The following is a 20,736-nucleotide window of genomic DNA, read 5'->3' as shown; positions in this document are numbered from 1 at the left end:
CACTCCTATTCTTTATGTTCTCAAGCCTGTGCCAGACAGGCTGCCAGGTGCTCGGGCAGAGCATCCCAGGCAATGCTTTGTTGCTCGCCCTCGTCACGCAGGGGCTTGAAACCTACCACGCGATTGGCCACCTCGTCCTCCCCGAGGATCAGGGCAAAGCGCGCGCCGCTCTTGTCGGCCTTCTTGAACTGGCTCTTGAAGCTGCCGGCGCCGGCGTTGACCAGCAGGCGTATGCCGGGAATGGCGCTGCGCAATTGTTCGGCCAGGGTCAGGGCGGCCAGCTCGGCCGGTTCGCCGAAGGCGCAGACGTAGAGGTCGGCCGGACGGTTCAGTTCGGCGGGGATCACACCCAAGGTCTCCAGCAGCAGCACCAGGCGTTCCACGCCCATGGCGAAACCGACACCCGGGGTCGGCTTGCCGCCGAACTGGCTGACCAGCCCGTCGTAGCGGCCACCGCCGCAAACGGTGCCCTGGGCGCCAAGCTTGTCGGTGACCCACTCGAAAGCCGTGCGGCAGTAATAGTCCAGGCCGCGCACCAGCTTCTGGTTGATTTCATAGCGCAGTCCGACAGCATCCAGGCGGGCCTTGAGACCCTCGAAGTGGGCGATCGATTCTTCGTCGAGATAGTCGTGCAGGGTCGGCGCGCCGACCAGCAACGCCTGGGTGCTCTCCACCTTGCTGTCGAGGATTCGCAGCGGATTGGTGGTCATGCGCCGCTGGCTGTCTTCGTCGAGTTGCTCGAAGCGCTCCTGCAGATAGGCCACCAGGGCCTCGCGATAGCGTGCGCGGGCCTCGCTGGAGCCGAGGGTGTTGAGCTGCAGGGTCACCGCGTCGGCCATGCCGAGCTTCTGCCACAGGCGCCAGGTGAGGATGATCAACTCGGCGTCGATGTCCGGACCGGGCAGGTTGAAGACTTCCACGCCGATCTGGTGGAACTGCCGGTAGCGACCTTTCTGCGGTTTCTCGTAACGGAACATCGGCCCGGTGTACCAGAGCTTCTGCACCTGGCCACCGCCGCTCAGGCCGTGCTCCAGCACGGCGCGCACGCAACCGGCGGTACCTTCCGGACGCATGGTCAGGGATTCGCCGTTGCGGTCGAGGAAGGTGTACATCTCCTTGTCGACCACATCGGTGCCTTCGCCGATGCCGCGGGCGAAGAGTTCGGTGAACTCGAGGATGGGCAGGCGGATCTCGCTGTAGCCGTAACCGTCCAGCAGGCCGGCGAAGGTGCGTTCCAGATAGCGCCAGGCCGGAGTCTGTTCCGGCAGGATGTCGTTCATGCCACGAATGGCTTGCAGGGACTTGCTCACGTAGGGTCCTTAAACGGGTCAGCCGCGGGCGATCAGGCTCGCATCGGCCTCGGCCTTCTCGGCCGCCTTCTGGCGGATCAGCCGTTCCAGCTCGTCCACCAGGTTGTCGTTGGTCAGTTTCTGCGACGGCTTGCCGTCGATATACACCAGGTTCGGAGTGCCGCCGGTGAGGCCGACATGGGCCTCCTTGGCTTCGCCCGGACCGTTGACGACGCAACCGATCACGGCCACGTCCATCGGCACCAGCAGGTCCTCCAGGCGCCCTTCCAGCTCGTTCATGGTCTTCACCACGTCGAAGTTCTGCCGCGAACAGCTCGGGCAGGCAATGAAGTTGATGCCACGGGAGCGCAGGTGCAGGGACTTGAGGATGTCGAAACCGACCTTGATCTCCTCGACCGGATCGGCAGCCAGGGAAATCCGGATGGTGTCGCCGATTCCCTCGGCCAGGAGCATGCCCAGCCCCACCGCCGACTTCACCGTGCCGGAGCGCAGGCCGCCGGCCTCGGTGATGCCCAGGTGCAGGGGTTGCTCGATCTGCCTGGCCAGCAGGCGATAGGCGGCGACGGCCATGAAGACGTCGGAGGCCTTGACGCTGACCTTGAAGTTCTGGAAGTCCAGCTTGTCGAGATGATCGACGTGGCGCATGGCCGATTCGAGCAGGGCTTCCGGGGTCGGTTCGCCGTATTTCTTCTGCAGGTCCTTTTCCAGCGAACCGGCATTGACGCCGATACGGATCGGGATGTTGCGCTCGCGCGCGGCATCGACCACGGCCTTGACCCGGTCCTCGCGACCGATGTTGCCCGGATTGATGCGCAGGCAGTCCACTCCCAGCTCGGCGACGCGCAGGGCGATGCGATAGTCGAAGTGGATGTCGGCGACCAGCGGCACGTTGACCTGCTGCTTGATCTTGCCGAATGCCTCGGCGGCGTCCATGTCGGGGACGGAAACCCGCACGATGTCCGCGCCGGCATCTTCCAGGCGGCGGATCTGCGCGACGGTGGCAGCGACGTCGCAGGTCTCGGTGTTGGTCATGCTCTGCACGGCGATCGGCGCATCGCCGCCCACCGGGACGTTGCCGACCCAGATTTTCCGAGACTTGCGGCGAATGATCGGAGAAGCGCTATGAATGCTCATTGTCCTACCTTCAGACGGGCCGTTTCGCCGCGGACGAAGGGGGTCACGTCCACCGGCTGGCCGTTGTAGCTGACCTGGGCGCCGCGAGCGAAACCGAGGCGCAGCTCCAGCGGGGCCTTGCCGGCCAATTCCAGGCTGTCGCCCTTGCGCTTCAGCGCGCTGACCAGGACCTTGCCGTTGGCGTCGGTGACCTGGGTCCAGCAATCGGCGACGAACTGTACCTTGACCACCCCCTGGCCCTCGCCGGCCACCACGGGCGCGGCGGCAGGTTCGCTCGGCGCTGGCGGGGCGGCCGGACTGGCCGTCGCTGGAACGGCTGGAGCAGTACCGGGAGCGGGAGCGGGAGCCGTGCCGGCAGGCGCGGCGGTAATGGGCTGCTGGGGTGCGGCGGGGGTGCCCTGGGCCGGAGCGGCGAGAACCTGCGCGCCCTCGCTCGCCACCGGCGGCGCTCCCTCGGCCTGGGCAGCGACTTCCGGAGAAACCTCGGCGGGCGCTTGCTCGCCTTCCTTCTGCGCTTCGATCACCGCCTGGTCTTCAGGCTCGTCCAGGGTATGGATCTCGGTGGTGCCGTCGGCGCTTTCCACTTCGACATGCTCAAGGCTCAGACCGGCGGTTTCCGGCGTGCGCGCGGAATGCTCCTGCCACCAGAAGTAGCCGAAGCCGATCAGCAGGGCGAGCAGCAACAGGCTGACGATACGCAGCACGTTGCGCGACAGGCGCACCGGCTCGGCGACCCGTCCCAGGCTCTGTACGGTGCTGCCGCTGGCATTGGTGCCGGTGAAATGGTCGAAGCTGTTGACCAGCTCGGCCTGGTCGAGGCCCATGAGCTTGGCGTAGGCGCGGATGTAGCCGCGCGAGAAGGTGTGCCCCGGCAGCTTGTCGAACGCGCCGTTTTCCAGCTGACGCAGCGAATTCTCGGTCAGGTTCAGTTGCCCGGCCACCTGCGACAGCGACAGGCCCTTCTGCTCGCGCGCCTGGCGCAGGGTTTCCCCGGGGTTCTGACGGGAAGCGGTGGCTACGACTTCGGGCTGCGGCGCTTTCATCATTTTTCCGCCTGGAATTCCTGATATTCGGGAGAGCCTGGGTACAGGCGTTTCAACTGCAGGCCATAGCTGGCGGCCGTGTCGCGGTTTTCGAAGACCTTCGCGAGACGAATGCCCAGCAACAGACTGCGGGCGTTCTGCCCGCCGCCCTGGGCAAAGAGATCATAGTACTGGCGAGCCGGCACGTACTCGCGCTCCTTGTAGAGCAGGTCGGCCATCTCCAGCGCGACGCTGGGCTGGTTACGGTTCAGACGCAGGGATTTCTCGAAGTACTCCTTGGCCTGGGCCGGTTTCTTCATTTGCAGCGAAACCAGGCCGAGGTTCTCGAAGACCCGCGAGCGCTCGGGATAGAGGGTGTCCTGGCTGGCCTCCAGGAGACGCTGGTAGGCCTCCTCGTAGCGCTTCTGCTCGTAGAGGAAACCGCCGTAGTTGTTCAGTACCCGGGCATTGCGGCTATCGCTGGCGAGCGCCTTGCGGTACTCCTCGTCGGCCAGCTTGGGCTCCATCTCGGTCTGGAATACCACCGCCAGCGCGGCGTGCGCGTCGGCGCTGGAAGGGTCGATCTCGAGGGCCTTGCGCAGCGGCACCTTGGCCTGCTCGGTGTTCCCCCGCTGGAGATAGCCGAGGCCAAGCTGGATATAGGCGTCGCGCGCCTCGTCACGGCCCTTGTCGGTTTTCAGGGGATTCTGATCTCCGCTCGTCACGCAGCCTGTCAGCCCAACTGCCAACAGGAACACCAGCGCGGCGCGTACAGTCATCGGAACCCTCCTCTCACTCAATTTCGATTCGCCGCCGACTCGGACTCGGCCAGTTGGCGCACGGCAATATAACGTTCGCTCCGGCGGGTACGATCCATGACCTGGCCGACCAGCTGGCCACAGGCCGCGTCGATGTCGTCGCCGCGGGTGGTACGCACGGTCACGTTGAAACCGCCCTTGTGCAACATGTCCTGGAAACGCCGGATGGCATTGTTGCTCGGGCGCTCGTAGCCGGAGTGCGGGAATGGATTAAACGGAATCAGGTTGATCTTGCAAGGCGTGTCTTTCAGCAATGCGATCATCTGCTCAGCATGCTCGGGCTGATCGTTGACATCCTTGAGCAGGGTGTACTCGACTGTCAGCACGCGCTTCTCGCCGAGCCGGGAAATATACCGCCGGCAGGCATCCAGCAGCATGCCCAGCGGATACTTCTTGTTGATCGGCACCAGCTTGTTGCGCAACTCGTCGTTCGGTGCGTGCAGCGACAGGGCCAGGGACACGTCGATCACCTCGCCGAGCTTGTCGATCATCGGCACCACGCCGGAGGTGGACAGGGTCACCTTGCGCTTGGAAATACCGTAGCCGAGGTCGTCCATCATGATGTTCATGGCGGCGACCACGTTGTCGAAGTTCAGCAGCGGCTCGCCCATGCCCATCATCACGACATTGGTGATGGCGCGGTCGATCTTGGCCGGAACGGTACCGAACGACTTGTTGGCGATCCACACCTGGCCGATCACCTCGGCGGCGGTGAGGTCGCTGTTGAAACCCTGCTTGCCGGTGGAGCAGAAACTGCAATCCAGGGCGCAGCCCGCCTGGGAGGACACGCACAGGGTGCCGCGTCCGCCCTGGGGGATGTACACGGTCTCGACGCAACTGCCGGACGCCACCCGGACCACCCACTTGCGGGTGCCGTCGGCGGAGATGTCCTGGCTGACGATCTCGGGACCGCGTATCTCGGCTGAGGCCTTGAGCTTTTCGCGCAAGGCCTTGCCGACGTTGGTCATGGCGTCGAAATCGTCGACGCCAAAGTGGTGAATCCACTTCATGACCTGGCCGGCCCGGAAACGCTTCTCGCCGATGGACTCGAAGAACTGTTCCAGATGCGGCTGGGTCAGGCCCAGCAGGTTCACCTTGCCGGCGGTGGTCGTTGTCATGGCTTCACCCTCACCCACGCTCGATCAGCGAATGCGCTCGCAGACTTCGGTAGCCGCGAAGAAGTAGGCGATCTCGCGAGCGGCGGAAGCTTCGGAATCGGAACCGTGGACGGCGTTCTCGTCGATGGAGACGGCGAAGTCGGCGCGGATGGTACCGGCGTCGGCTTTCTTCGGATCGGTGGCGCCCATCAGCTCGCGGTTCTTGGCGATGGCGTCCTCGCCTTCCAGAACCTGGACTACAACCGGACCGGAAGTCATGAAGGAAACCAGGTCCTTGAAGAACGGACGCTCTTTGTGCTCGGCATAGAAGCCACCGGCTTCACGCTCGGACAGCTGAACCATTTTAGCGGCGACGACGCGCAGGCCGGCTTTCTCGAAGCGGGTCAGGATTTCGCCGATCACGTTCTTGGAAACGGCGTCCGGCTTGATGATGGACAGGGTGCGTTGCAGTGCCATTGGTAAAACTCCGAAACAAGGTTGTCTAGCATGGGCGGCCCCGCCAGCGGGGCGGGACGCCGTGATTCGTTCAGGACGCTGACGAAAACGGCCCAAAAGGGCCGGAATCAGCGTGGCTGCGCCTGGCATCGGGCCCGGCGCGCCTAGCCTGGAATGCGCCCGCGGGCGATTTCAGGCCTTACCTAAAATAAAACCCGCGAATTATACGCGGGTTCCCGGCAAATGCGTAGGGCGGGCCTATGGCTAGTCCCGTTCCTCGATCCAGGCGGCCTGGATGGCCTCCAGGACTTTCTCTCCGCTACGCTGAGGATCGTCGGAGAACTCTGGAAGTTCCACCACCCAGCGCCGCAGATCGACGAAGTTGACGTATCGCGGATCGACCTCCGGCTTGCTTTCGTCGAGCTGGATGGCGATTTCCAGCACATCGGTCCATTTCAGGCTCATTGCACGCTCCTCTCTACCGCCGGGCTCAGTGGCCTTCCGACACCTGGTTGATGGTGTACTTGGGAATCTCGACCACCAGGTCTTCGTCGGCCACCACTGCCTGGCAGGATAGCCGCGAATCGGGCTCCAGACCCCAGGCCTTGTCCAGCATGTCGTCTTCGAGTTCGTCGGACGGCTCCATGGAGTCGAGGCCTTCGCGGACGATTACGTGGCAGGTCGTGCAGGCGCAGGATTTCTCACAGGCATGCTCGATCTCGATGCCATTGCGCAACGCGGCATCCAGTATGGTTTCGCCGGGCTTCGCCTCGAATACCGCCCCCTCGGGGCAGTGGTCGGCATGGGGCAGAATCACGATCTGCGGCATCTTCGCTTATTCCTCGATTTCGTTGAGCCGGCGGCCGGAGAGCGCGGCCTTGACGGTCGCGTCCATCCGCCGTGCGGCGAAAGCGTCGGTCACCTGGGACAGGCGCTTGATCTGGTTCTCGATGGCCGCGGTGTCGCTACCACCGGCCAGTTCACGCAAGGTGTCCATCTGCGCCGCGATGGCCAGGCGCTCCTCTTCGTCCAGGAGCCGCTCGCCGTCGACGTCCAGCGCCGACTGCACGGCCTCCAGCAGCCGCTGCGCCTCGACCTGCTGTTCGCGCAGGGCGCGGGCAGCCTTGTCGTCGCCGGCGTAGTCGAAGGAGTCCTTGAGCATCCGCGCGATCTCGCCGTCGGTCAGCCCATAGGACGGCTTGACCTGGATGCTGGCCTCGACGCCGGAACTCAGTTCGCGTGCGGACACGCCGAGCAAGCCGTCGGCGTCGACCTGGAAGGTCACCCGGATTTTCGCCGCGCCCGCCACCATCGGCGGAATGCCGCGCAGCTCGAAGCGCGCCAGCGAACGACAATCCTTCACCAGCTCGCGCTCGCCCTGCAGCACGTGGATCATCATGGCCGTCTGGCCGTCCTTGTAGGTGGTGAACTCCTGGGCGCGCGCCACCGGGATGGTGGTATTGCGCGGAATCACCTTCTCCATCAGCCCGCCCATGGTTTCCAGGCCGAGCGACAGCGGAATGACGTCCAGCAGCAGCAATTCCTCGCCGCGCTTGTTGCCGGCCAGGGCATCGGCCTGGATGGCCGCGCCGATGGCGACCACCTGGTCCGGATCGATATCGGTCAGCGGCTCGCAGCCGAACAACTCGCCAACCGCCGTGCGCACACGGGGCACGCGGGTCGAGCCACCGACCATCACCACAGAGCGGATTTCTTCCAGATCGACACCGGAGTCGCGCACCGCTCGGCGGCAGGACTTCAGGCTGCGAGCGACGAACGGCTCGATCAACTCGTCGAGCGTCGCCCGGCTCAGCTCGCCGCTCCAGTCGCCATAGGCGACCCGGACCGACGCCTCATCGGTAAGACGCTCCTTGGCCGCACAGGCGATTTGCAGCAACTGCCGCTGGCTGCCCGGGTCCAGATCGGCAGAAAGGCCAGCCTGCTCGATCACCCAGCCAGCGATAGCATGGTCGAAGTCGTCGCCGCCCAGGGCCGTATCGCCGCCGGTGGCCAGGACTTCGAAGACACCGCGGGTCAGGCGCAGGATGGAAATGTCGAAGGTTCCGCCACCCAGGTCATAGATGGCCACCAGGCCTTCCGCGCCCTTGTCCAGGCCGTAGGCCACGGCGGCGGCGGTCGGCTCGTTGAGCAGGCGCAGGACGTTCAGTCCGGCCAGGCGCGCGGCATCCTTGGTAGCCTGGCGCTGGGCGTCGTCGAAATAGGCCGGCACAGTGATCACCGCACCCACCAGCTCGCCACCGAGGGTGGTTTCGGCGCGCTGGCGCAGCTCACGCAGGATGTCCGCCGAGACTTCCACAGGACTCTTCAAGCCCTGTACGGTCTCGATGAAGGGCATGTGCGACTCGCCCTGGCGGAAGCGGTAGGGCAATTGCTCGCCCAGTTGCTTGACGTCCTCCAGGCCGCGCCCCATCAGGCGCTTGACCGAAATGACGGTATTGAAGGGATCCTCCGCGGCGGCCGCGCGGGCGCTCTCGCCCACTTCCGCCCGCTCGGCGTGATAACGCACCGCGGAAGGCAGGATCAGGCGTCCCTGCGCATCCGGCAAGGGCTCGGCGACGCCGCTACGCACCGCGGCGACCAGCGAATTGGTGGTACCCAGGTCGATCCCAACCGCCAGGCGACGCTCATGGGGCTTGGGACTCTGACCGGGCTCGGCGATCTGCAGTAGGGCCATGCTCTGTCTTAACTATGGGGTGCGACCCGGGGGCCGCAGGGATTAATCGTCGAGTCGCTCTTCCAGCTGGCGCACTTCCTGCGCGAGCTTGTCGAGGAACTGCATGCGACGGACCAGGCGTTCGGCCTCTTCGCGGCGCTGCGCATCGTCCCAGCACGCGGCGAACTCGCGCTCCAGCTCGGCCTGGGCGGCCTTGAGCCGACGCTTGAAGGTCGCCACGCCGGCCAGGTCGGCGCTGTCCTGCAACTCCTCCAGTTCCTCGCGCAGCTGCATCTGCTGCAGGAGAAACTCCGGATCCTGCACCGTAGCCTCCAAGGGCAACTCGTGACCACTCAGGGTCAACAGGTACAGGGCCCGGCGCGGAGCGCTCTTCAGGGTCTGGTAGGCCTCGTTCAGTTGCGCCGCGCGCTCCAGGGCGAGACGCTGCTCGCGCTCGGGAGCGTCGGCGAAACGGTCGGGATGGACGCTGCGCACCAACTCGCGATAGCGCTGGCCGAGCTCGTCGAGATCGACCAGGAAAGCCGGTTGCAGGTCGAACTGGGCGAAATGACAGGGTTTACCCACGCCGGCCTCAGACGTTGAAGCTTTCGCCGCAGCCGCATTCGCCACGAACGTTGGGATTGTTGAACTTGAAGCCTTCGTTGAGCCCTTCGCGAGTGAAGTCCAGCTCGGTGCCATCGAGATAGACCAGGCTTTTCGGGTCGATGATGACCTTCACGCCATGGCTCTCGAAGACCAGGTCCTCGGCCGCCAGTTCATCGACGAATTCGAGGACATAGGCAAGCCCGGAACAGCCAGTGGTGCGCACGCCAAGACGGATACCCTCGCCCTTGCCGCGCCCCTCGAGGGAGCGCTGCACGTGTTTGGCGGCGGCTTCGGTCATGCTGATGGCCATTGCAACTCCTTACTCGTCACGAGCGGCTTAGAGCAAACCCTTCTTCTGCTTGTAGTCGCGAACGGCGGCCTTGATGGCGTCTTCGGCGAGAACGGAGCAGTGGATCTTCACCGGCGGCAGGGCCAGCTCTTCGGCGATGGTGGTGTTCTTGATGGTTTCCGCCTCGTCCAGGGTCTTGCCCTTCATCCACTCGGTGGCGAGGGAGCTGGAGGCGATCGCGGAACCGCAACCGTAGGTCTTGAACTTGGCGTCTTCGATCACGCCCTGCTCGTTGACCTTGATCTGCAGGCGCATCACGTCGCCGCAGGCCGGCGCGCCGACCATGCCGGTGCCGACGTTGGGATCGGCAGCGTCGAGCTTGCCGACGTTGCGCGGGTTTTCGTAGTGGTCGATGACCTTTTCGCCATATGCCATGGCTAATCCTCACGTTTTTCCGGGGCACGAGGCGCTCAGTGCGCCTGCCATTCGACCTGGGACAGGTCGACGCCCTCTTTGTACATATCCCACAGCGGCGACAGTTCGCGCAGCTTGGAAACGGCCTCGACCACCTTCTTCGCGGCATAGTCGATCTCTTCCTCGGTGGTGAAGCGACCGAAGGTGAAGCGGATGGAGCTATGCGCCAGTTCGTCGTTGCGGCCCAGGGCGCGCAATACGTAGGACGGTTCCAGGGACGCCGAGGTACAGGCCGAACCGGAGGAGACCGCGAGGTCCTTGAGCGCCATGATCAGCGACTCGCCCTCGACGTAGTTGAAGCTGACGTTGAGGTTGTGCGGGACGCGGGAGGTCATGCTGCCGTTGATGTAGAGCTCTTCCAGGCCGTCGATCTGCGCGAAGAAGCGGTCGCGGAGCGCCAGCACGCGGGCGTTCTCCTGGGCCATTTCTTCCTTGGCGATGCGGAACGCCTCGCCCATGCCGACGATCTGGTGGGTGGCCAGGGTGCCGGAGCGCATGCCGCGCTCGTGGCCGCCGCCGTGCATCTGGCCCTCGATGCGGACGCGCGGCTTGCGCCGGACATAGAGCGCGCCAATGCCTTTCGGGCCGTAGGTCTTGTGCGCGGAGAAGGACATCAGGTCGACCTTGAGCTTGTCCAGGTCGATCTCGACCTTGCCGGTCGACTGTGCGGCGTCGACGTGGAACAGCACGCCGCGGGAGCGGGTCAGCTCGCCAATGGCGGCGATGTCGTTGACGGTGCCGATCTCGTTGTTCACGTGCATGACCGAGACCAGGATGGTGTCGTCACGCAGCGCCGCCTCGACCAGAGCCGGAGTGATCAGGCCATCTTCGCCCGGCTCCAGGTAGGTCACTTCGAAACCTTCGCGCTCCAGCTGGCGGCAGGTGTCGAGGACCGCCTTGTGCTCGATCTTCGAGGTGATGATGTGCTTGCCCTTGCCCGAGTAGAAGTGCGCGACGCCCTTGATCGCCAGGTTGTCGGACTCGGTGGCGCCGGAGGTCCAGACGATCTCGCGGGGATCGGCGTTGACCAGTTCGGCCACCTGGCGACGGGCGTTCTCCACGGCTTCTTCGGCTTTCCAGCCGAACACGTGGGAACGCGAAGCCGGGTTGCCGAAGTTGCCGTCCATCAGCAGGCATTCGCTCATTTTCTGGGCGACGCGGGGATCGACGGGAGTGGTCGCGGAGTAATCGAGGTAGATCGGCAATTTCATCAGGTAACTCCTACAGGCTGGCGCCCTGCTCAGTCGATGGCGGACGCTTCAATCTTGTCGAGACGAGGCGTCTTGCCTGAGCAACGGCGTTCGTCCTGGCGCAGCGCGACCTCCTGGACCTCCTGGCGGCTGACCAGATCGGCCAGGCTGATGCCGCTGAGGAACTCATGGATCTGCAAACTGAGGTCGCACCACAGGTGGTGGGTCAGACAGGTATCGCCGGAGTGGCAATCGCCCTGCCCCTGGCAGCGGGTCGCGTCGACGGATTCGTTGACCGCGTCGATCACCTGCGCCACATGGATGCCCGACATATGGCGGGACAGCTGGTAGCCGCCGCCCGGGCCGCGCACGCTGGTCACCAGGTTGCCACGGCGCAACTTGGCGAACAGCTGTTCGAGATAGGACAGGGAAATGCCTTGGCGTTCGGAGATATCGGCCAGCGAGACCGGACCTTGCTGAGCATGCAGCGCCAGGTCGAGCATGGCGGTTACGGCGTAGCGGCCTTTGGTGGTCAGACGCATGGGCTTTTCCCATCGGGAGCATTCGGGGTTGACGCGAATTATGCTCTTATCCGAGTAATTAGGTCAACTATAAGACCGATCAAATTACTCAGGATTAGGCAAATTCAGGGCGCTACATGCTAGCAGAAAGCCGCCGGCCGCGCATTACGCGGCCGGATTGCCATCCTCGTCCTTGACCCCGGCGAAATCCTCCTCGCGCAATACCGGCAGATCCTTCGCGCAGTAGTCGCTCCCCAGGGCGGTGAGCGCCTGGCACATGCCCTCGAGCCGGCCGTCGACGGCCTGCAGGTGATCGAGCAACTGACCAATGGCACGCGCCACCGGGTCCGGCATGTCCTGGCTGACCCCGTAGGCATCGAAGCCGAGTTTCTCCGCCATCGCCTGGCGCTTGGCCTGCTGCTCGGTATCCTCGCGCATGATGATCCGCCCGGGAATGCCGACCACGGTGGCACCCGGCGGGACTTCCTTGGTCACCACGGCATTGGAGCCGACCTTGGCGCCCTCGCCGACGGTGAACGGGCCGAGCACCTTGGCACCGGCACCGACCACCACGTTGTTGCCGAGGGTGGGGTGGCGCTTGCCCTTGTTCCAGGTGGTACCGCCCAGGGTGACGCCCTGGTAGAGGGTGACGTCGTCGCCGATCTCGGCGGTTTCGCCGATGACGATGCCCATGCCGTGGTCGATGAAGAAGCGCCGGCCGATCCTGGCCCCCGGGTGGATCTCGATGCCGGTCATCCAGCGGCCGAAATTGGACACCAGGCGCGCCAGCCACTTCCAGCCGGACGCCCACAAGCCGTGGGCCAGCCGATGCAGCCAGACGGCGTGCAGGCCCGGATAACAGGTGAGGACCTCGAGTGCGTTGCGAGCCGCCGGATCACGGTGGAATACGCTTTGGATATCTTCACGCACACGTTCGAACATCAGTCGTCACTCCGCTTGTAGGACAGGCCTCGGGCCACCTTCTGGGTTTCGGTCAGGATCCCGCGCAGGATATTCATTTCCAGCTTGCTGATCGCGCTGCGCCCATACAGGCGCCGCAACCGCGACATCAGGTGGCGCGGCTTCTCCGGATCGAGGAAGCCGATATCGATCAGCGTCCTCTCCAGATGCGCGTAATAGAGTTCCAGCTCGTCGGCCGTCACCAGCTCGGTGTTGAGCATCGAGGTGGACTCGAACTTTTCCATCTTGGTCGGCTTGCCCTGGGCCGCCAGCCACGCCATGCGCACCTCGTAGGTGAGCACCTGGACCGCGGCCGCCAGGTTCAGCGAGCCGAACTCGGGATCGGAGGGGATATGCACATGGAACTGGCAGCGCTGCAATTCTTCGTTGGTCAAACCCGCATATTCGCGCCCGAATACCAGGGCCACCTCGCCATTCGCCTCCAGGTGCTCCAGGCAGGTCGTCGCGCACTCGCGCGGATCCAGCAGCGGCCAGGGAATCCGCCGGTCGCGGGCGCTGGTGCCGAGCACCACGCTGCAGCCGCTCAGGGCCTCTTCCAGGGTGTCCACCACCCTTGCGGCGTCGAGGATGTCGGTGGCGCCGGAAGCCCGCGCCACCGCGTCGCCGTGGGGAAAGCTTTCCGGCTGCACCAGCACCAGTTGCGACAGGCCCATGTTCTTCATGGCACGGGCCGCCCCGCCGATGTTGCCGGGATGACTGGTGTTGACCAACACCACACGAATACGGTCGAGCAACGCCGATGCTCTCCAACGCCAAGTTACTGAAGGGTGTGAAATCCTACAGCAGAGGTCAGCTTTATACCATGCGGCCGACAGGTCGCCCTTCAAACGCCATCGGTTTCTGCTAGAATGGCCGGCTTTCTTTAACGACCCAGGTGACCTCTCCATGCAGCCTATGCTGAATATCGCCCTGCGCGCCGCTCGCAGCGCCGGTGAACTGATTTTCCGCTCCATCGAACGCCTGGATGTCATCTCGGTCAACGAGAAGGATGCCAAGGACTACGTGACCGAAGTCGATCGCGCCGCCGAGCAGACCATCGTCGCCGCGCTGCGCAAGGCCTATCCGACTCACGCGATCATGGGCGAGGAAGGCGGCTTCATCGAAGGCAGCGGCGAGGGTGCCGATTACCTCTGGGTGATCGATCCGCTGGACGGCACCACCAACTTCATCCATGGCGTACCGCACTTTGCCGTGAGCATCGCCTGTAAGTACAAGGGCCGCCTGGAGCACGCCGTGGTCCTCGACCCGGTCCGCCAGGAAGAATTCACCGCCAGCCGCGGTCGCGGCGCCGCCCTCAACGGTCGCCGCCTGCGCGTCAGCGGCCGCAAGAGCCTGGAAGGCGCCCTGCTCGGCACCGGGTTCCCGTTCCGCGACAACCAGATCGACAATCTCGACAACTACCTGAACATGTTCCGCAGCCTGGTCGGCCAGACCGCCGGCATCCGCCGCGCCGGCGCCGCCAGTCTGGACCTGGCCTACGTCGCCGCCGGACGCTACGACGCCTTCTGGGAATTCGGCCTCTCCGAATGGGACATGGCGGCAGGCGCCCTGCTGGTACAGGAAGCCGGCGGCCTGGTGAGCGACTTCACCGGCAGCCACGAATTCCTCGAGAAGGGTCACATCGTCGCCGGCAACACCAAATGCTTCAAGGCACTGCTGACCACCATCCAGCCGCACCTGCCGCCGTCGCTGAAGCGCTGATCCGCCGCTGACGAAGAACCCGGCCTGGCGCCGGGTTTTTCATCTCCATGAAAATGCACAAGGGCGCCCGCGGGCGCCCTTGTGCATCATTGCGACAGTCAGGCTCAGCGCAGCGTTTCGCCCTGGCTGAGGATCAGCCGGCCATTCTTGTCGACCGGGATCTGGCTGCCCGGATCGCGCTCCATGCGGATCTGCCCGGCCTTGCCGTCGAGCATGTACTTCACGTCATAGCCGACGACCTTCTCGCTGCTGTCGTGCACGGTGCTGCAGCGGGTTTCGGTTGTGGTGTAGGTGTCACGCTCCTGCATGCCTTCCTGCACCTTGTTGCCGGCGTAGCCGCCGCCGACGGCGCCGGCCACGGTGGCGATCTTCTTGCCGGTACCGCCGCCGATCTGGTTGCCCAGCAAGCCGCCGACCACCGCACCGATGGCGGTACCGGCGATCTGGTGCTGGTCCTTGACCGGACGCTGGCGGGTCACGGCCACGTCCTTGCAGACCTGGCGCGGCGTCTTGATGGTTTCCTTGACCGGCTGGACAGCGACGACCTCGGCGTAGTCGGGACCGCGATCCACCAGGCTATAGGTGGCTACCGCGCCACCTGCGGTCACGCCTACGGCACCCAGAACGGCCCCGACGAGCATCGACTTGTTCACATGTACCTCCTGGCTTTCATCCAATGCGGGCTATGTTCGCCCTTTGCCTTGCCTAGGACTGGGCAAAAACCACCAAGTTCCAGGCTCCCGACAAACGTTTCGTTGGCGCAGATACGAAAACTCCCGCCAAAAGCGGGAGTCCTCGAGTGACCGGCAGGTGCCGGAGTGCCGAACCAGAGCGCCTCAGGGGCGATCGTCGACGGTGTCCTTGGCCTGCGGCGGGATCAGGTCCTCGCTGGTCAGGTTCAGCCAGATCAAGACCACGTTGGCGATGTAGATCGACGAGTAGGTACCCGCCATTACACCGACGAACAGGGCGATGGAGAAACCGAACAGGTTGTCGCCGCCGAAGAACAGCAGCGCGGCGATGGCCAGCAGCGTGGAGACCGAGGTGGCGATGGTGCGCAACAGGGTCTGGCTGGTGGAGATGTTCAGGTTCTCGATCAGACTGGCCTTGCGCAGCACGCGGAAGTTCTCGCGCACCCGGTCGAAGATCACGATGGTGTCGTTCAGCGAGTAACCGACCACCGCCAGCACAGCGGCGAGGACGGTCAGGTCGAAGGTCACCTGGAAGAACGACAGCACGCCCATCACGATGATCGCATCGTGCACCAGCGAGAGGATCGCCCCGAGGGCGAACTTCCACTGGAAGCGGAAGCCGACGTACAGCAGGATGCCGCCCAGCGCCAGGAGCATACCGAGGCCGCCCTGGTCGCGCAGTTCTTCACCCACCTGCGGGCCGACGTACTCGACCCGCTTCAGGTTCGCCGGGTTGCCGGTATCGGCCTGCTGCAAGGCGGTAGCGACCTTCTTGCCCAGTTCCGGGTCCTCGCTGGGCATCCGCACCAGCACGTCGCGGGCGTCGCCGAAGCTCTGCACCACGGCGTCCTCGTAGCCGGCGCCGACCAGTTGACCACGCACCTTGCCGAGATCGGCCGGTTGTTCGTAGGTCAGCTCGATCAGCGTACCGCCGGTGAAGTCGAGGCCGAAGTTGATGCCCTTGGTGAACCAGCTGCCCAGGGCGATGACGGTCAGGATCAGGGTGACGGCAAACGCGATGTTGCGGATGCCCATGAAATTGATGGTACCGATCTTGATATTCATCTCAGTCCCCTTAGATCCACAGCTTCTTGAAGTCACGCCCGCCGAAGATCAGGTTGACCATTGCGCGGGTGACCATGATGGCCGTGAACATCGAGGTGATGATGCCGAGCGACATGGTCACGGCAAATCCTTTCACCGGGCCGGTGCCCATGGCGTAGAGGATGCCGCCGACCAGCAGCGAGGTCAGGTTGGCGTCGAGGATCGCGGTGAAGGCACGGTTGAAGCCTTCGTGGATCGCCCTCTGGACCGACATGCCATTGGCCAGTTCCTCGCGTATCCGCGAGAAGATCAGCACGTTGGCGTCCACCGCCATGCCCATGGTCAGCACGATACCGGCGATGCCCGGCAGGGTCAGGGTCGCGCCGAGGATCGACATCAGCGCCACCAGCATGACCATGTTGAAGGCCAGCGCAACGGTGGCGATCACGCCGAAGAAACGGTAGATGACGATGATGAACAGCGATACGAAGAGCATGCCCCAGAGCGACGCATCGATACCCTTGGCGATGTTGTCCGCCCCCAGGCTCGGGCCGATGGTGCGTTCTTCGGCGAAGTACATCGGCGCAGCCAGGCCGCCGGCACGCAGCAGCAGGGCCAGCTCGGAGGACTCGCCCGGGCCATCGAGGCCGGTGATACGGAACTGGTTGCCCAGCGGCGACTGGATGGTCGCCAGGCTGATGATCTGCTTCTCTTCCTTGAACGCCGGAACCGCGACCTCCTTCTCGACGCCATCGACCATCTGCTTGGTGTAGCGGGTCACCGGCTTCTGCTCGATGAACACCACCGCCATGCTGCGGCCGACGTTGTTGCGGGTGGCGCGGTTCATCAGCTCGCCGCCATGGCCATCCAGACGGATGTTCACCTGCGGGCGGCCGTTCTCGTCGAAACTGGCGCTGGCGTCGGTGACCTGGTCGCCGGTGATGATTACCCCGCGCTCCAGCGGCACCGGCGGCCGGCGCGGCTCGCGGAACTCGAAGGTCTCGGTGGCGGACTTCAGGGCGTCCGGCTCGGCGGCCAGGCGGAATTCTAGGTTGGCGGTCTTGCCGAGGATCCGCTTGGCTTCCGCGGTGTCCTGCACGCCCGGCAGCTCGACCACGATGCGATTGGCGCCCTGGCGCTGAACCAGCGGCTCGGATACGCCCAGCTCGTTGACCCGGTTGCGGACGGTGGTGAGGTTCTGCTTGATGGAGTATTCGCGGATTTCCGCCAGTTTGGCCTGGGTCAGGGCGACGCGCAGGACCTGCAGGCCGTTGCGCTCTTCGGGCACGACCTCGAAATCGCGGAAGTCCTTGGCGATCAGGCTGCGCGCCTTGTCCAGGGATTCGCTGTCGGTGAAACCGAGCTGGATCGCGCGATCCTGGATCGGCAGGCTGCGGTAGCGCACGCGCTCCTTGCGCAGCAGGCTCTTCACTTCGCTTTCATAGACCTTCAGGCGGGCATCGACCGCCTTGTCCATGTCCACTTCCAGCAGGAAGTGCACACCGCCGGACAGATCCAGGCCGAGCTTCATCGGGCTGCCGCCCAGCTTGCGCAGCCACTCGGGAGTGGTCTGGGCCAGGTTCAGCGCCACCACGTAGTCGTCGCCCAGGGTCCGGCGCACCACTTCCTTGGCGGGAAGCTGGTCGTCCTGCTTGACCAGGCGGATCAGGCCGCCCTTCTTCGACAGGCTGTCGGCCTTCACCGCGATACCGGCGTCGGTCAGCGCCTTGGCAGCGCGGTCGACATCGGCCTGGGTGACCTGCAGCGCCGTGCTGGCGCCGCTGATCTGCACCGCCGGGTCGTCCGGGTAGAGGTTGGGTGCGGAATAGATGAACCCGACGGCGAGGACCGCCAGGATCAGCAGATATTTCCACAGAGGATACTTGTTGAGCATGACACCGCCCGTTATGACGCGGGGCGCCTTGCGCGCCCCGTCATGTGTTTAGGTGAAAATCAGATCGCTTTCAGGGTGCCTTTCGGCAGGGTCGCGGCAATCGCGGCCTTCTGGAACTTCAGCTCGACGTTGTCGGAAACCTCGACGACGACGAAATCGTCGGCGACCTTGGTCACCTTGCCGGCGATACCACCGGAAGTGACGACTTCGTCACCTTTTTGCAGGTTGCCCAGCAGGTTCTTGTGTTCCTTGGCGCGCTTGGCCTGGGGACGCCAGATCATCAGGTAGAAGATGACCAGGAAACCAACCAGGAAGACCCACTCGAAACCGGTGCCGGCCGGGCCAGCGGCTGCCGGAGCGGCTGCGTCGGCGTAGGCAGCGGGAATTAGAAAGCTCATGTAGCACTCCTGTCACAAAGCAATAGAGTTGGATAAAGGAAAGTCAGGCATCCAGCGGCGGCGTGGGAAGGCCGCGCTTGGCATAGAAGGCATCGACAAAGGCGGCCAATGTACCCTGTTGGATTGCCTCGCGCAAACCAGCCATAACCCGCTGATAATGCCGCAAGTTGTGGATGGTATTGAGCATGCTACCGAGCATTTCCCCGCACTTGTCCAAGTGGTGCAGATAGGCGCGGGAAAAATGTTTGCAGGTGTAACAGTCGCAGGTCGGGTCGAGCGTGGAGTCGTCGTGCTTGTGTACCGAGTTGCGGATCTTGATCACCCCGCTGTCGACGAACAGGTGGCCGTTGCGCGCATTGCGCGTCGGCATCACGCAGTCGAACATGTCCACGCCGCGGCGCACGCCTTCCACCAGGTCTTCCGGCTTGCCCACGCCCATCAGGTAGCGCGGCTTGTCGGCCGGCATCTGCGGCGGCAGGAAATCGAGCACGCGGATCATCTCTTCCTTCGGCTCGCCCACCGACAAACCACCGATGGCCAGGCCGTCGAAGCCGATCTCCTGCAAGCCATCCAGCGAGCGCAGGCGCAGGTCCTCGTGCATACCGCCCTGGACGATGCCGAACAGCGCCGACGGGCTATCGCCATGGGCGATCTTCGAGCGCTTGGCCCAGCGCAGCGACAGCTCCATGGAGCGCTTGGCGACGTCATGGTCGGCCGGGTACGGCGTGCATTCGTCGAAGATCATCACGATGTCCGAGCCCAGGGCGCGTTGCACCGCCATGGACTCCTCCGGCCCCATGAAGACCTTGGCGCCGTCCACCGGCGAGGCGAAGGTCACGCCCTCCTCCTTGATCTTGCGCATGGCTCCCAGGCTGAACACCTGGAAACCGCCGGAATCGGTGAGGATCGGGCCTTTCCACTGCATGAAGTCGTGCAGGTCGCCGTGGCGCTGGATCACCTCGGTGCCCGGGCGCAACCAGAGATGGAAGGTGTTGCCGAGGATGATCTGCGCGCCGATGTCCTCGATGTCGCGCGGCAACATGCCCTTCACCGTGCCGTAGGTGCCCACCGGCATGAAGGCCGGGGTCTCGACCACGCCGCGGGGGAAGGTCAGGCGGCCGCGACGGGCCTTGCCGTCGGTCGCCAGCAGCTCGAAGTTCATGAAGCTCATGGATCAGTCCTCGGGTCCGCGGGGCGCGGGATTGCGGGTGATGAACATGGCATCACCGTAACTGAAGAAGCGATAGCCCTGCGCCACCGCCGCGGCGTAGGCGGCCATGGTCTCCGGGTAGCCGGCGAAGGCCGAGACCAGCATCAGCAGGGTGGATTCGGGCAGGTGGAAGTTGGTGACCAGAGCATCGACCACATGGAACGGCCGGCCCGGGTAGATGAAGATGTCGGTGTCGCCGCTGAAGGGCTTCAGCTCACCGTCGCGTGCCGCGCTTTCCAGCGAGCGCACGCTGGTGGTGCCGACGGCGACTACCCGGCCGCCGCGGGCCCGGCAGGCGGAAACCGCGTCCACCACGTCCTGGCCGACCTCCAGCCACTCGCGGTGCATCACATGGTCCTCGATGCGCTCGACACGCACCGGCTGGAAGGTACCGGCGCCGACATGCAGGGTAACGAAGGCGGTATCCACCCCCTTCGCGCGGATCGCCTCGAGCAGCGCCTCGTCGAAGTGCAGGCCGGCGGTCGGGGCCGCCACCGCACCGGCGCGCTGGGCGTAGACGGTCTGGTAGCGCTCGCGGTCGGCCGCATCGTCCGGTCGGTCGATATAGGGAGGCAACGGCATGTGCCCGACCCGCTCCAGCAAAGGCAGCACAGGCTCGGCGAAAGCGAGTTCGAACAGAGCGTCGTGGCGTTGCAGCATCTCCGCGCTGCCACCGCCTTCGACGAGGATCCGCGTGCCGGGCTTGGGCGCCTTGCTGGCGCGTATGTGGGCAAGCACCCGGTGCTGGTCGAGCACGCGCTCGACCAGGACTTCCAGCTTGCCACCGGACTCCTTCTGGCCGAACAGGCGCGCCGGGATCACCCGGGTATTGTTGAACACCATCAGGTCGCCCGGACGCAGGTAGTCCAGGAGATCGGCGAATTGTCTGTGGGCGAGGGTTCCCGTCGGGCCATCCAGCGCCAACAGGCGGCTTGCGCGGCGTTCAGGCAGGGGATGACGGGCGATCAGGGCCTCGGGCAAGTCGAAATGAAAATCGGCGACACGCATGGGGAGACTCTCGAAAGGCCGCGTAGCTTACCGGAAATGTGTTTTCCCCGCCACGAACCCGATTGACCAACGGTAGGCGCCTCCCTATACTGCGCCGCCATTGCCTCGGTGGCGGAATCGGTAGACGCGGCGGATTCAAAATCCGTTTCTGGCGACAGAGTGAGAGTTCGAGTCTCTCCCGAGGCACCATCCTGACTTCCCAAGCGTTTCCAGGGGA

Annotated in this window: 23 protein-coding genes and 1 tRNA gene; 2 read left to right on the top strand and 22 right to left on the bottom strand. The window is 64.5% G+C overall.

From position 1 onward, the window contains the following. Positions 1-20 precede the first annotated feature (20 nt). The 16 genes from hisS to trmJ form a co-directional block, all read right to left on the bottom strand. Positions 21-1,310 (bottom strand): histidine--tRNA ligase, encoded by a 1,290-nt coding sequence (hisS, locus tag HMPREF2716_RS25715; protein WP_003092797.1) that lies wholly within the window; start codon positions 1,308-1,310, stop codon positions 21-23. Between the two features lie 18 nt (positions 1,311-1,328). Continuing rightward, positions 1,329-2,444 (bottom strand): flavodoxin-dependent (E)-4-hydroxy-3-methylbut-2-enyl-diphosphate synthase, encoded by a 1,116-nt coding sequence (ispG, locus tag HMPREF2716_RS25710; protein WP_003092800.1) that lies wholly within the window; start codon positions 2,442-2,444, stop codon positions 1,329-1,331. After that, positions 2,441-3,490 carry a RodZ domain-containing protein gene (locus tag HMPREF2716_RS25705; protein ID WP_033862819.1) on the bottom strand — a complete coding sequence of 350 codons (1,050 nt, stop codon included), beginning with the start codon at positions 3,488-3,490 and terminating at the stop codon, positions 2,441-2,443. Before HMPREF2716_RS25705 ends, ispG begins: the two co-directional genes overlap by 4 nt. Then, the gene (gene pilF, locus HMPREF2716_RS25700; protein WP_023517955.1) at positions 3,487-4,245 is read right to left on the bottom strand and encodes a type 4a pilus biogenesis protein PilF; all 759 of its coding nucleotides are present in this window, start codon (positions 4,243-4,245) and stop codon (positions 3,487-3,489) included. Before pilF ends, HMPREF2716_RS25705 begins: the two co-directional genes overlap by 4 nt. Before the next feature lie 17 nt (positions 4,246-4,262). Then, complete coding sequence (gene rlmN, locus HMPREF2716_RS25695) at positions 4,263-5,402, bottom strand: dual-specificity RNA methyltransferase RlmN (protein ID WP_023517956.1); 1,140 nt, start codon at positions 5,400-5,402, stop codon at positions 4,263-4,265. A gap of 24 nt (positions 5,403-5,426) precedes the next feature. Continuing rightward, complete coding sequence (gene ndk / locus HMPREF2716_RS25690) at positions 5,427-5,858, bottom strand: nucleoside-diphosphate kinase (RefSeq protein WP_003092811.1); 432 nt, start codon at positions 5,856-5,858, stop codon at positions 5,427-5,429. A gap of 243 nt (positions 5,859-6,101) precedes the next feature. Continuing rightward, positions 6,102-6,302 carry a Fe-S cluster assembly protein IscX gene (gene iscX, locus HMPREF2716_RS25685; RefSeq protein WP_003092814.1) on the bottom strand — a complete coding sequence of 67 codons (201 nt, stop codon included), beginning with the start codon at positions 6,300-6,302 and terminating at the stop codon, positions 6,102-6,104. Between the two features lie 25 nt (positions 6,303-6,327). Next, positions 6,328-6,666: an ISC system 2Fe-2S type ferredoxin gene (fdx, locus tag HMPREF2716_RS25680; RefSeq protein ID WP_003092818.1), complete on the bottom strand. Its 339-nt coding sequence runs from the start codon at positions 6,664-6,666 to the stop codon at positions 6,328-6,330. Positions 6,667-6,672: 6 nt separating this feature from the next. After that, entirely contained in the window at positions 6,673-8,532 is a 1,860-nt protein-coding gene (gene hscA, locus HMPREF2716_RS25675; protein WP_003100622.1) for a Fe-S protein assembly chaperone HscA, read from the bottom strand. A gap of 42 nt (positions 8,533-8,574) precedes the next feature. Next, positions 8,575-9,096 (bottom strand): co-chaperone HscB, encoded by a 522-nt coding sequence (hscB, locus tag HMPREF2716_RS25670; RefSeq protein ID WP_003092824.1) that lies wholly within the window; start codon positions 9,094-9,096, stop codon positions 8,575-8,577. 7 nt (positions 9,097-9,103) lie between these two features. Next, the gene (gene iscA, locus HMPREF2716_RS25665) at positions 9,104-9,427 is read right to left on the bottom strand and encodes an iron-sulfur cluster assembly protein IscA (RefSeq protein WP_003100617.1); all 324 of its coding nucleotides are present in this window, start codon (positions 9,425-9,427) and stop codon (positions 9,104-9,106) included. A gap of 27 nt (positions 9,428-9,454) precedes the next feature. Continuing rightward, positions 9,455-9,841 (bottom strand): Fe-S cluster assembly scaffold IscU, encoded by a 387-nt coding sequence (gene iscU / locus HMPREF2716_RS25660; RefSeq protein ID WP_070622048.1) that lies wholly within the window; start codon positions 9,839-9,841, stop codon positions 9,455-9,457. Positions 9,842-9,876: 35 nt separating this feature from the next. Next, a complete protein-coding gene (locus HMPREF2716_RS25655) occupies positions 9,877-11,091 on the bottom strand; it encodes an IscS subfamily cysteine desulfurase (protein ID WP_003092832.1) in 1,215 nt (404 codons plus the stop codon). Between the two features lie 29 nt (positions 11,092-11,120). Then, complete coding sequence (iscR, locus tag HMPREF2716_RS25650) at positions 11,121-11,612, bottom strand: Fe-S cluster assembly transcriptional regulator IscR (protein ID WP_003092836.1); 492 nt, start codon at positions 11,610-11,612, stop codon at positions 11,121-11,123. Positions 11,613-11,756: 144 nt separating this feature from the next. After that, positions 11,757-12,533 (bottom strand): serine O-acetyltransferase, encoded by a 777-nt coding sequence (cysE, locus tag HMPREF2716_RS25645; protein ID WP_023517957.1) that lies wholly within the window; start codon positions 12,531-12,533, stop codon positions 11,757-11,759. After that, positions 12,533-13,306: a tRNA (cytosine(32)/uridine(32)-2'-O)-methyltransferase TrmJ gene (trmJ, locus tag HMPREF2716_RS25640; RefSeq protein ID WP_003092842.1), complete on the bottom strand. Its 774-nt coding sequence runs from the start codon at positions 13,304-13,306 to the stop codon at positions 12,533-12,535. Before trmJ ends, cysE begins: the two co-directional genes overlap by 1 nt. A 151-nt stretch (positions 13,307-13,457) precedes the next feature. Between trmJ and suhB the strand changes: the two genes are divergently transcribed. After that, entirely contained in the window at positions 13,458-14,273 is an 816-nt protein-coding gene (gene suhB / locus HMPREF2716_RS25635) for a type III secretion system regulator SuhB (RefSeq protein ID WP_003092845.1), read from the top strand. 104 nt (positions 14,274-14,377) lie between these two features. Here the strand turns inward: suhB and HMPREF2716_RS25630 are convergent, their stop codons facing one another. From HMPREF2716_RS25630 to queA, 6 genes are all read right to left on the bottom strand, one after another. After that, positions 14,378-14,926 carry a glycine zipper 2TM domain-containing protein gene (locus tag HMPREF2716_RS25630; protein ID WP_003092848.1) on the bottom strand — a complete coding sequence of 183 codons (549 nt, stop codon included), beginning with the start codon at positions 14,924-14,926 and terminating at the stop codon, positions 14,378-14,380. 183 nt (positions 14,927-15,109) lie between these two features. Continuing rightward, the gene (gene secF, locus HMPREF2716_RS25625; protein ID WP_003092852.1) at positions 15,110-16,030 is read right to left on the bottom strand and encodes a protein translocase subunit SecF; all 921 of its coding nucleotides are present in this window, start codon (positions 16,028-16,030) and stop codon (positions 15,110-15,112) included. Between the two features lie 10 nt (positions 16,031-16,040). Beyond that, the gene (secD, locus tag HMPREF2716_RS25620; protein WP_003100609.1) at positions 16,041-17,903 is read right to left on the bottom strand and encodes a protein translocase subunit SecD; all 1,863 of its coding nucleotides are present in this window, start codon (positions 17,901-17,903) and stop codon (positions 16,041-16,043) included. Between the two features lie 59 nt (positions 17,904-17,962). Then, the gene (gene yajC / locus HMPREF2716_RS25615; protein ID WP_003092856.1) at positions 17,963-18,301 is read right to left on the bottom strand and encodes a preprotein translocase subunit YajC; all 339 of its coding nucleotides are present in this window, start codon (positions 18,299-18,301) and stop codon (positions 17,963-17,965) included. A gap of 43 nt (positions 18,302-18,344) precedes the next feature. Next, the gene (gene tgt / locus HMPREF2716_RS25610; RefSeq protein WP_003100607.1) at positions 18,345-19,463 is read right to left on the bottom strand and encodes a tRNA guanosine(34) transglycosylase Tgt; all 1,119 of its coding nucleotides are present in this window, start codon (positions 19,461-19,463) and stop codon (positions 18,345-18,347) included. Positions 19,464-19,475: 12 nt separating this feature from the next. Next, positions 19,476-20,519: a tRNA preQ1(34) S-adenosylmethionine ribosyltransferase-isomerase QueA gene (gene queA, locus HMPREF2716_RS25605; RefSeq protein ID WP_003137849.1), complete on the bottom strand. Its 1,044-nt coding sequence runs from the start codon at positions 20,517-20,519 to the stop codon at positions 19,476-19,478. A 102-nt stretch (positions 20,520-20,621) separates the two neighbouring features. Between queA and HMPREF2716_RS25600 the strand changes: the two genes are divergently transcribed. Further along, a tRNA-Leu gene (locus tag HMPREF2716_RS25600) sits at positions 20,622-20,708 on the top strand. Positions 20,709-20,736 lie beyond the last annotated feature (28 nt).

It is taken from the genome of Pseudomonas sp. HMSC076A11 (genome assembly GCF_001810205.1).
Lineage (GTDB): Bacteria > Pseudomonadota > Gammaproteobacteria > Pseudomonadales > Pseudomonadaceae > Pseudomonas > Pseudomonas aeruginosa.
Note: the sequence above shows the minus strand (reverse complement) of the source record. Positions and strands in the feature narration are given on the sequence as shown.